Origin of the sequence: uncultured Corynebacterium sp. (assembly GCF_902782855.1) — a bacterium.
GTDB lineage: Bacteria > Actinomycetota > Actinomycetes > Mycobacteriales > Mycobacteriaceae > Corynebacterium.
Genome location: NZ_CACZOO010000062.1, coordinates 1 through 10588 on the forward strand (window position 1 = coordinate 1; position 10588 = coordinate 10588).

Annotated in this window: 10 protein-coding genes; 4 read left to right on the forward strand and 6 right to left on the reverse strand. The window is 68.5% G+C overall.

The window, feature by feature from the left end; all coding sequences use genetic code 11:
* Window positions 1–47: 47 nt before the first annotated feature.
* Both QZV72_RS02635 and hflX read right to left on the reverse strand, forming a co-directional pair.
* Entirely contained in the window at window positions 48–1388 is a 1341-nt protein-coding gene (locus tag QZV72_RS02635; protein WP_297004905.1) for a uracil-xanthine permease family protein, read from the reverse strand.
* Between the two features lie 10 nt (window positions 1389–1398).
* Window positions 1399–2850 carry a GTPase HflX gene (hflX, locus tag QZV72_RS02640; RefSeq protein WP_297004908.1) on the reverse strand — a complete coding sequence of 484 codons (1452 nt, stop codon included), beginning with the start codon at window positions 2848–2850 and terminating at the stop codon, window positions 1399–1401.
* An 82-nt stretch (window positions 2851–2932) separates the two neighbouring features.
* On the opposite strand from hflX, the gene QZV72_RS02645 reads away from it, so the two are divergent.
* A complete protein-coding gene (locus QZV72_RS02645) occupies window positions 2933–3721 on the forward strand; it encodes a hypothetical protein (protein ID WP_297004909.1) in 789 nt (262 codons plus the stop codon).
* Window positions 3714–4223: a hypothetical protein gene (locus QZV72_RS02650; protein WP_297004911.1), complete on the forward strand. Its 510-nt coding sequence runs from the start codon at window positions 3714–3716 to the stop codon at window positions 4221–4223. The genes QZV72_RS02645 and QZV72_RS02650 overlap by 8 nt, the downstream gene beginning before the upstream one ends.
* Here QZV72_RS02650 and dapF read toward each other — a convergent pair.
* Complete coding sequence (gene dapF, locus QZV72_RS02655; RefSeq protein WP_297004913.1) at window positions 4216–5100, reverse strand: diaminopimelate epimerase; 885 nt, start codon at window positions 5098–5100, stop codon at window positions 4216–4218. The two genes, QZV72_RS02650 and dapF, sit on opposite strands and share 8 nt — an antisense overlap.
* A 10-nt stretch (window positions 5101–5110) precedes the next feature.
* Window positions 5111–6070 carry a tRNA (adenosine(37)-N6)-dimethylallyltransferase MiaA gene (miaA, locus tag QZV72_RS02660; RefSeq protein WP_297004915.1) on the reverse strand — a complete coding sequence of 320 codons (960 nt, stop codon included), beginning with the start codon at window positions 6068–6070 and terminating at the stop codon, window positions 5111–5113.
* Between the two features lie 160 nt (window positions 6071–6230).
* Between miaA and QZV72_RS02665 the strand changes: the two genes are divergently transcribed.
* Entirely contained in the window at window positions 6231–7568 is a 1338-nt protein-coding gene (locus QZV72_RS02665; RefSeq protein ID WP_297004918.1) for a DUF349 domain-containing protein, read from the forward strand.
* Between the two features lie 13 nt (window positions 7569–7581).
* Here QZV72_RS02665 and QZV72_RS02670 read toward each other — a convergent pair whose 3' ends face one another.
* Window positions 7582–8382 (reverse strand): hypothetical protein, encoded by an 801-nt coding sequence (locus tag QZV72_RS02670; protein ID WP_297004921.1) that lies wholly within the window; start codon window positions 8380–8382, stop codon window positions 7582–7584.
* Window positions 8375–9934 (reverse strand): tRNA (N6-isopentenyl adenosine(37)-C2)-methylthiotransferase MiaB, encoded by a 1560-nt coding sequence (gene miaB / locus QZV72_RS02675; protein WP_297004923.1) that lies wholly within the window; start codon window positions 9932–9934, stop codon window positions 8375–8377. The genes QZV72_RS02670 and miaB overlap by 8 nt, the downstream gene beginning before the upstream one ends.
* A 209-nt stretch (window positions 9935–10143) precedes the next feature.
* On the opposite strand from miaB, the gene QZV72_RS02680 reads away from it, so the two are divergent.
* On the forward strand, window positions 10144–10588 hold a 445-nt coding region (locus tag QZV72_RS02680), incomplete at its 3' end, for an amino acid ABC transporter ATP-binding protein (protein WP_297004927.1).

Genomic DNA, 10588 nt, shown 5'->3' on the forward strand with positions numbered 1-10588 from the left:
CCCGCGGTCACCGAACGACCGTCCCCGGTGACACCCGGAGCGGGAGATCACCCTTCGAGGGTGTATCCCCGGACCCTGGTGTCCCGTCCCTCACCGACGTTCTCGAAGAGCCAGCGCAGCAGTGGGAATCCGACAATGATGCCGACCGAGCCCCAGGCGATGCCCTCGAGGGAGAGGTCACCGAAAGTCAGGGTGAGGTTGCCGATGCCGGCGATCATCGCCACCGACGCGGTGGTGAGGTTCAGCGGATGTGCGAGGTTGACCTTGTTCTCCTGCCAGATGCGGACGCCGAGTAGCCCGATCATCCCGTAAAGCACCATCGCCGCTCCACCGAGGACCCCGGTGGGGATGGTCTGGATGACCGCCCCGAACTTCGGGACGAACGCGAGTGCGGCGGCGGTGACCGCGGCCACCCAGTAGGCCGCCGTCGAATAGACCCGGGTCGCGGCCATGACGCCGATGTTCTCGGCGTAGGTCGTCGTTCCGGAGCCACCGAAGCCACCGGCCAGAGCGGTCGCCACGCCGTCCGCCATCAGCGCCGCACCCTGCCGGTCATCCAGATCCCGACCGGTCATCCCGGCCACAGCCTTGACATGGCCGACATTCTCCGCGATGAGCACCACAATGACCGGGATGGTCAGCAGTATCGCGTTGAGCTGGAACTCCGGGGACTCGAACTTCGGCAGGCCGACCCAGTCCGCCTCCCGGACCGCGTCGCCCGCCCCGTCGGCGAGATTTCCGGTCATGACGGCGAAGGCCCAGCCGATGACGACGCCGAACAGGATACCGAGGCGCCCCACCATGCCACGACCGGCGACGGTGAACAGCAGCACCGCGGCGAGGGTGACTGCAGCGACGAGCGGCTGCCCAGCGAAGTTCCCGGCGGCGTTGGGGGCGAGGTTAAGGCCGATCATCGCGACGATTGCACCGGTGACCGCCGGAGGCATCACTGCGTCGATGACCCGTCGCCCCGCAGCCTGCACCAGCAGTCCGACGAGGAACAGGACCACTCCGACGACGACGATGCCGCCGAGCTGCGCGGGGAAACCGTCCGCCTGGGACGCCGCGAGCGGGGCGATGAAAGCAAAAGAACTGCCGAGGTAGGACGGCACCTTGTTGCGGGTCACCAGCAGGAAGATCATCGTACCCACGCCCGAGAAGAGCAGGGTCGTGTTCACCGGGAAGCCGGTGATCGTCGGGACCAGCAGAGTGGACCCGAACATCGCGATGACATGCTGCATACCGATACCGACGGTCCGGGGCCAGCTCAGCCGCTCGTCGGGGGCGACAACCGCGCCGGGACGGACATGACGTCCATCCCCGTGCAGGGTCCAGACAGGTCTCCGGGCAGGGGCGTCCCCCGGGGGATTCTCTCGTGATTCAGTCACGCACGACAGTCTAGGACTGCACCACGAAGCCGGCGAGTTCGGCTGCCAGCACCTTCGGCAGACGGACATCCAACACGGTGCCGTCGCCCGTGTACTCCTCGCACAGCACCGTACCGAGGTCATGGACGCGGGATACGACGTCACCGCGGGAGAACGGCACCGACAGTGTCACCCGGGTGTCCATCGAGTTGAGGAACAGTTCCAGCCGGCTCTCCAGCTCCGGAATGCCCTCCCCGGTCGACGCGGAGACGAAGACCACGTCATCGAGGCGGTTACGCAGGTCTGCCAGGACCAGCGGATCAGCGGCGTCGACCTTGTTGACCACGAGGATCTCCGGCGGAGCGTCCTCTCCGGTCTCCGCGGCGATCTCCCCGATCACCCGGTTGACTGCGGCGATCTGCTCCATCGGGAACGGGTCGGAGCCGTCGACGACGTGGAGCACCACGTCGGCTGCCATGACCTCCTCGAGGGTGGAGCGGAACGCCTCGACGAGCTGGGTCGGAAGGAACCGGATGAACCCGACGGTGTCGGAGAAGACCACGGCCCGCCCGTCGGCCAGTTCGGCGCGCCGGGTTGTCGGGTCCAGGGTGGCGAACAAGGCGTCCTCCACGAGGACACCCGCTCCGGTCAACGCGTTGAGCAGCGAAGACTTCCCGGCGTTGGTGTATCCGGCGATGGCGACCTGGGCGACCGCGGAGGAGTCCCGCTGCCGGCGCTTGATGTCACGGGCCTTCTTCATCCCGGTGATCTCGCGGCGCAGCTTCGCCATGTCGTTGCGGATCCGCTGACGGTCGGCCTCGATCTTCGTCTCACCGGGCCCGCGCAGGCCCACACCACCATTGGATCCGGCCCGGCCACCGGCCTGACGGGACAGGGCACCGCCCCAACCCCGCACACGGGTGATGAGGTACTCCAACTGGGCAAGCTGGACCTGCGCCTTGCCTTCCCGGGACTTCGCGTGCTGTGCGAAGATGTCCAGGATCAGCATGGTCCGGTCGATGACCTTGACATCAAGGAGTTTTTCCAGGGCGATCATCTGGCCGGGGCTGAGTTCACCGTCGGCGACGACCGTATCTGCCCCGGTCTCGACGACGACCTGACGGAGTTCCTCCACTTTGCCGGAACCTATGTAGGTGCCGGAATCGGGCTTGTCACGCCGTTGGTAGAGCATGTCGACAACCTCGGAGCCGGCGGTCTCCGCCAAGGCGGAGAGCTCGGCCAGCCGGGCCTCGACCTGCTCGACCGTGCCCTCGGTCCACACACCGACCAGCACCACCCTTTCCAGGCGTAGACGCCGGTACTCCACGTCGTAGCCGTCAGACTGCTCGGTCGTGTGGTCGTGGCTGCCCCGGGTGAGACGACGCAGGCTCGACCGCTGCTCCAGGTCAAGATCACCGACCGTCGGGGTTGCGGTCGATGTCGTCGTGGGTTCAGTACCGTCGGTACGGTTGATCTCGTTCATTACCCTCCATCTTGGCACGGAACCTCCGGGGGTGACGCAGCCCGGTCGTCGATCCGGCCCACGCGGGGATAGTATGTCAACCATGATTCCGGAACTGAGAAGTGTGGGGCTGGACTTCGCCCGTTGGCAGGACGCGCTGGAGGCCGCCTACGGCTCCGGGGCACTGCGGGTCACAGGGGAAGTCCGGGACGGTCAGGTGCTCCAGTACGATGACCCGAGCGGCGCCCGCCTGGTCATTCTCGCAGTCCCCCCGTACGGTTCCTTCGCCAGCTTCAGCGGCGGCAGCCGGACCAGCGCCCACCTGACCATGGTCAACGACATCATCGGCCTCGTCGACGTCGTCGCCGACTCCCCGCTGCTGCAGATCAGTGCCCGGGAGGCACCGGTGCTGGCGACCGTCACCGCGACCGTCGCACAGGGTCCGATGCTCGCGGACGACGGTGAGCTGCGGTACCAGCCGGTCGAGCTCACCGCCCTGGCCGCCCAGGTGGGCGTCTACCGCACCCGCGAGGAAGCTGCCAGGGCCGGCATCCTCACGGTCGGCCAGGTCGAGTCCACCGGTGCGCGGTCCCTGAATTCCGGTGCTGTGGCACCGCACGCCGGCGCCCACGTCACCGTCGAGGTCGCCGCCGCCGAGCGCCGGACGACCGCTCTGACCGGTCAACCCTTCTGGGTCTGCACGGTGACCGCGCCCTTCGACTTCACCGTCGTCGTCCCCGCGGCACCGGACTCCACCGAGGCCGATATCCCCACGCCGGGCACGATACTGTCCGGGGACGTCCAGTTCACCCTGTCTGCGGTGGATCCGGCATCCTGCGGTGGCGGCTGCGGCGACGGTTGCGGGGGCGGCTGCGGGGGTTCGTGTGGCTAGAGGTGGCCGATTCGCCACTGTTCTCGTCTCGGTCGGAGCGGTGGTCACGGCGCTACTGCTCAGCGCCGGTTTCGGGTATCCGGGGGTGATCACCGGAGTCACCCTGGTCGTCGTGACCGCCTTCGCCGTCTTCCGTCGGGACTCCGACCGGGAGCTCCGGGCCCTGCGTCATTCGATCGAGCATTCCGCGTCCGATATCTCGCGCACCCTGGACCAGTGGCACGAGTTCCACCATTCCGCCGCCCCCGAGCATGTCCGGGACCGGACCCGGCACCGACCCCGACTGCTCAACCCCGACTGCGGGGTGGACAGCGTGCGCCGGTTCCACGACGCCGCCCGGTCCGCAGAGACGTTCCTCCGCGGGCTGCCGTCGAAGGTCCACACCACGACAACCGTCGCCGCATTGACCGCGCTGCTCAATGACACCGACAGACGGGCTGCTTGCCTCGACTCCCTGTGGAGCCAGGCCCGTCGCGAATCCGGGACCCCCGACCTCAGCTGAGAGGGGGATCCGGGAGATCGGAGGTCTCCACCGTCCCCCCGAACAGCAGCTGTGAGGGGCCACGCAGCTCCGAGCCCTGATCGGTGACCGTCACCCGCACCTCACCACCGGGGACACGGACCTGCACCACCCCGGTGTCCCCCCCCACCGACCGCAGCGCGGCCACGGCGGCGGCGACGGTCCCCGTCCCGCAGGACAGTGTCTCCCCCACACCCCGCTCGTGGACCCTCATGCTCACCACCCCGTCCACCGGTGGTGTGACGAGCTCGAGATTCACCCCGGCGGGGAAGAACGTGACGTCCCACTCCGGGGGTACCTGGACCGGCAGCGTCGCCAACTCCTCCGGGGTCATTCCCGGGACCACGCAGGCCAGGTGCGGGTTACCCATGTCCACCCCGGCGCCCCGGTAGGTACGGCCGGCCAGCGTGGCGGTGGACTCCCCCAGCAGGACCGGGGTACCCATGTCCACGCTGACATCTGCGGTGGACCCGGTGACCGCGTGCACGGTGAGTTCTCGGCGCCCGGCCCTGGTGCCGATGACGACGTGGTCACCGTCGACGAGGCCGAGGTCGTGGAGCACATGGCCGAAGACGCGCACCCCGTTACCGCACATCTCCGCCACAGAACCGTCGGCGTTGCGGTAGTCCATGAACCAGTCGCTGTCGTCCACCCCCGCCGGGGCCCCGTCGATGACACCGGCCGCCACGAGTGCACCGGTGGTGGCGATCCGGATCACGCCGTCGCCACCGATCCCCCGGTGCCGGTCCGCGAGACCACGGACCAGCCCGGGGGTGAGGTCCAGGACCGCCGCGGTGTCCGGCAGGATGACGAAGTCGTTGCCGGTACCGTGACCCTTGAGGAAGTCGAGTGCGCTCATGCCGCCGATCCTACCGCCCGGTCTCCCCTGTGACCTGCCCGACCTCCGTGACCGTCTGTAACGCCTCTCCTGACGGATCAGGCCCGGACGCGTCGATCCACCGGATGCGGGGATCGCGACGGAACCAGGCGCGCTGACGCTTCGCGTAACGCCGGGTGCCCGTGACGGTGGACTCCACCGCCCGGTCGAGAGTCACCTGTCCTGCCAGGTGGTCGAGCATCTGGGCGTAGCCGATGGCCTGACCGGCGGTGGAGTCACGGCGCAGCCCCCGTTCCACCAGTCCACGGACCTCGTCGAGCAGGCCGGCGTCCACCATCGACGCGACACGTGCCTCGAGACGCGGGTTGAGCCACGCCGCGTCCGCCCGTAGCCCGAGCAACAGGGCGTTCCACCGGGTGGGCCGGTCCTTCGGCGGCTGCGAGGCTGCGAAAGGCCGCCCGGTGAGTTCAATGACCTCCAGCGCGCGGACGGTGCGCCGTGGATCGCGACGCTCGATGACCCGTGCGGCCACCGGGTCCCGCCGGGCCAGTTCATCGTGCAGCACCTCCACCCCGACGCGCTCCAGTTCCGCCTCCCACCGCGCGCGCACCCGCGGATCGGTCGGTGGCAGGTCCCAGGCATCGAACAACGCCTGCACGTACATCATGGAACCGCCGACGACGACAGGGGTGTGTCCCCGGTCCCGGATGTCATCGACAACAGCGACTGCGGCGTCCCGGTACGCGGCGACGGAGGCGGTGTCCGTGACGTCCAGGATGTCGAAGAGGTGGTGTGGGATACCCCGACGCCCGGCCGGGGGAACCTTGGCGGTGCCGATGTCCATGCCGCGGTAGAGCTGCATCGAATCGATGTTGACGATCTCTCCGTCCAGTGACTGAGCCAACGCGAGGGAGATCTCGGACTTGCCGGCCCCGGTGGGGCCGACGACCGCGACCGGGCGGGGTGGGGAGGCGGGGACGGGGGGGACCATGCCACCGACTGTACAAACCGGGCGACGAACCCGGCCCGCCGGGTCCTTTCGGTGCTCTGACATAATCGAGTCCGACCGACTGCGGTCCGCCGGTACAGGCGGTGACAGCCCGGCCGGATCCCGACACATCCCGACATCACGCACGTGGAGGTTCTTCACCATGACCACTCCGAAACCCGGACCGCGACCCACTCCAGGCGCCATGCCCGGTGCTCAGGCGGGGTCCGTCCGTCGGGCCCCCACAGTAGTTCCGGTATCCTCCGATGCGTCGGCGGAACCGGACGTGCCGTCTCGCTTCGGACGGATCGACGCGGACAATGTTGTGTGGGTACGGACCGCCGGGGGCGAACGTCGCGTCGGTGAGTGGCAGGCCGGCTCCCCCGATGAGGGGCTGGCACATTACGGCCGCCGGTTCACCGATCTCGCCGCCGAGGTCCGGCTGCTGACCACCCGGCTGAACAGTCACCCCGCCGAAGCAGCCCGACTTCGTCAGGACGCCACCGCGCTCCGTGAGTCCTTGTCGACTGCGGCGGTTGTCGGTGACCTCGGCGAACTTGACCGCCAGCTGGCCTCACTGATCGACCGTGCGGATGTCGTCGCACGGCAGGAGGCGGAGAAGGAGCAGGCCCGCAGGGACGCCGCCGGGGACCGCAAGGCTGAGCTCATCGCCGAGGTGGCGGCACTGGGCTCGGCTGCGGACACCGACTGGCGATCCGCCGGCGACCGGCTCCACGCCATCCTCGACGAGTGGAAGGCACTGCCCCGCACCACTCGGTCGGCCGATGATGACCTGTGGGAGCGGTTCCGGGCTGCACGACACGGATTCCATGAGCGCCGCACGGCCCACTTCGACGACCTCGACCGCGCGCGCGACCGGGTCCGTCGGATCAAGGAGGACATCGTCGCCCGCGCCGAAGCCGTGCAGAACTCCACCGACTGGGGAGAGACGGCCCGCATCTACCGCGATCTGATGACCGAGTGGAAGGCCGCCGGACGGGCCCACCGCGTCGAGGACGACCGGCTCTGGGCACGGTTCCGTGCCGCACAGGACCGGTTCTTCGACGCCCGGAAGGCCGCCAACGAACGCCGGGACGCGGAGTTCGCGGACAACGCGAGGGCCAGGCAGGCGCTGCTGGACGAGTACGATTCCCGTATCGATCCGACGACCGGCCTGGACCGTGCCCGGGAGCTGCTCCGGGAGCTCGAGGAGAAGTGGGACTCGATCGGTTATGTGCCGCGCAGCCGGGTCGCCGAGTTCGACGCGAAGATCGGCGCACTGGAATCGCGGGTCACCGACTACGCCGACGCACAGTGGAAGGCCACCGACCCCGAGGCACAGGCCCGCGTCGACCAGTTCCGGGCGAAGGTCACCGACCTCACCACCTCCGCTGAGGCGGCACAGGCCGCCGGTGATTCCGCGAAGGCCGCCGAACTGCGCGAGCAGGCCGCACAGTGGGCGGAGTGGGCGGATACCGCAGCAGGTGCCGTGAACGACTGACACCGCCGGGGCATCAGCCGTTGTCGGGCCCGTCCTCCCCCGGCGTCCTTCCGGCCGTCTCCCCCAGCCGTTCCTCGCGGGCCCGTCGACGGGCGGTGGCCCGCGCGCGACGGTCATCGACGTCGACCGTACGTGGCACGGCCGCCATACCGACCCGCAGCCGCTGCTGGGCCGCCTGTGAGGCCTCATCCCGGTCCGCCGCAGCGCGTCGGCGCGCGTTGATCGCAGCCTGCACCGCAGTCCGTCGGAAGATCCTGGTGGACAGTGCAACGACTATGACGAGCAGACCCAGCCCCGCGAGCCACAGGCCGATGCCCGGTCCCCTCCCCGGCTCGTCGGGGCCCCGGGTGTTGCGCATCCCCACGGCGAGGAAACAGTAGAACACCCCGATCCCGGAGACCACCCAGTTCGCCCAACCGACGATCGTCGCCTTCGAGATGAGAGTGGCCACCGTCAGCAGGATGCCACCGACGAAAGCGAGCCAGACGAAGATCCGTTCCGGCATGGTCGTGAGAAACCGGTCGGAGCGTTCGGTGAACAGCAGCACGTCAAAGCCGCGGACCTCGCCGGAGTGAGGCAGGAACAGTGCGGCCACGACGAGGAGGATCCCGATGAGGAGCGGTGTCGTCGCAGCCCCGAGGATGATCGTGCCGGCGGCGCGGCGCTCGGCGCGTGCGAGGTCACCACCCGCCTCCTCGGCGAGATCGTCCACCCTCGCATTGATCGCCTCGGTACGGCGGCGCTGCCGCTCCGCCAAGGACAGTCGTCCCTCCGCAGGCCCGGTCGACACCGGTTCCTTCGTCTCATCACTCACAGCCGCAGGCTCCTTCATCGGTTGAACAGCAGGCATCCCCGACGGTACCCTTGACCGCGACCGGAGACACCCCGATCGTCGGTAGACCGAGTCCCACCCCCACCGGGGCGGTGGTCGGGGTGGCACCGACCTCCGCCATGTCCCCGGCCCGGGTCCGCCGGTGTGATCCCACACCGTCATCGGCGATGAGGAAGTGCGGAGCCGATCCGGTGACGGTCACCTCGACCACGTCTCCGGGACGGATCCGCGGCGCGAGGTCACCGGGAGCGAAGTGGACCAGGCGCCCGTCACGGGCGCGGCCGGTCATCCGGCGGGTCTGGTCGTTCTTTCGTCCGCCATTGTGCTGGACGAGCAGTTCGACGGTCCGGCCGATCTGCTTCGCGTTCTCCTCACCACTGATCCGCTCCTGGAGCTCGAGGAGCCGCTCGTAGCGGTCCTGGACAACAGCCTTGGGCACCTGGTTCTCCAGCTCGGCGGCCGGGGTGCCGGGACGCGGCGAATACTGGAAAGTGTAGGCACTGGTGAAGCGTGACGCCTCGACGACGCGCAGCGTATCCTGGAAATCCCCCTCGGTCTCCCCTGGGAAGCCGACGATGATGTCGGTGGTGATCGCCGCGTCCGGCAGCTTCGCCCGGACCTTGTCGAGGATACCGAGGAACTTCCCCGACCGGTAGGACCGGCGCATGTCCTTGAGCACCTTGTCGGAGCCGGACTGCAGCGGCATGTGCAGCTGCGGGCAGACGACCGGGGTCTCGGCCATGGCGTCGATGACGTCGTCGGTGAACTCGGCGGGGTGCGGGCTGGTGAACCGCAGCCGTTCCAGGCCCTCGATCTGCCCGGCCGCGCGCAGCAACTTCGAGAATGCGCTGCGGTCCCGCTCCAGGGCGGGGTCGGCGAAGTGCACGCCGTACGCGTTGACGTTCTGACCGAGCAGAGTCACCTCGGTCACCCCCTGGTCCACCAGGGCCTTCACCTCGGCGAGGATGTCACCCGGTCGGCGGTCCTGCTCCCTGCCCCGCAGCGACGGGACGATGCAGAAGGTGCAGGTGTTGTTGCACCCCACCGAGACACTCACCCAACCCGCATAGGCCGACTCGCGTTTGGCGGGTAGGACCGAGGGGAACTGCTCGAGCGCTTCGACGATCTCGACCTCGGCACGTGCGTTGTGGGCGCTGCGCGACAGCAGGGTCGGCAACGAGCCCATGTTGTGGGTGCCGAAGACGACGTCGACCCACGGGGCGCGGGCCACGACGGCGTCCCGGTCCTTCTGCGCCATGCACCCACCGACGGCGATCTGCAGGCCCGGGTGCGAATCCTTGACCTTCCTCAGCTGCCCGAGGGTACCGTAGAGCCGGTTGTCTGCATTCTCGCGGACGGCACAGGTGTTGAAGACGATGACGTCCGGGGTGTCGCCCTCCCCCACCGGGACGTAGTTGCTGTCCTCCAACAGGCCGGCGAGACGCTCGGAGTCGTGGACGTTCATCTGGCAGCCGAAGGTCCGGACCTCGTAGGTCCGGGTGCGGCTCAGCGGAGGCGGGGCCGCCGGAGTCACTGGCGTAGGAGTGTTCTGGTAGTCAACCACGACGGACCATTCTAGTGCAGCGGGCCGCAGGGACCCCAACGGTCGGAGACACGGGCCCCGGCAGGGTTCACCGTAGGACGGTCCGGTGTTTCACAGCCGTTAATTGTCGTGCCCCCGATCACATTCCGGGCCGGCACCAGTAAGCTACATCCATGACAGCAACAGAGAATGCCAACAGCATGATCCGCATCACCGGGGTGAACAAGTACTTCGGTGACTACCACGCGCTGACAGACATCAACCTTGATGTCCCCGCGGGGCAGGTCGTCGTTCTCCTCGGTCCGTCAGGCTCCGGCAAATCGACCCTGTGCCGCACAATCAACCGCCTGGAGACCATCGACACCGGTGAAATCTACATTGACGGTGTGCTCCTCCCGGAGGAGGGCAGGGACCTTGCCCGGCTGCGCTCCGAGGTCGGCATGTGCTTCCAGCAGTTCAATCTCTTCAGTCACATGACGATCCTCGACAACGTCACCCTGGCGCCGAAGAAGGTGCGTGGCATGTCCACGAAGGACGCCGAGGAGGAGGCTCACGCCTTGCTCCGCCGGGTCGGGATCGACTCCCAGGCGGACAAGTACCCCGCCCAGCTCTCCGGCGGCCAGCAGCAGCGTGTGGCCATCGCCC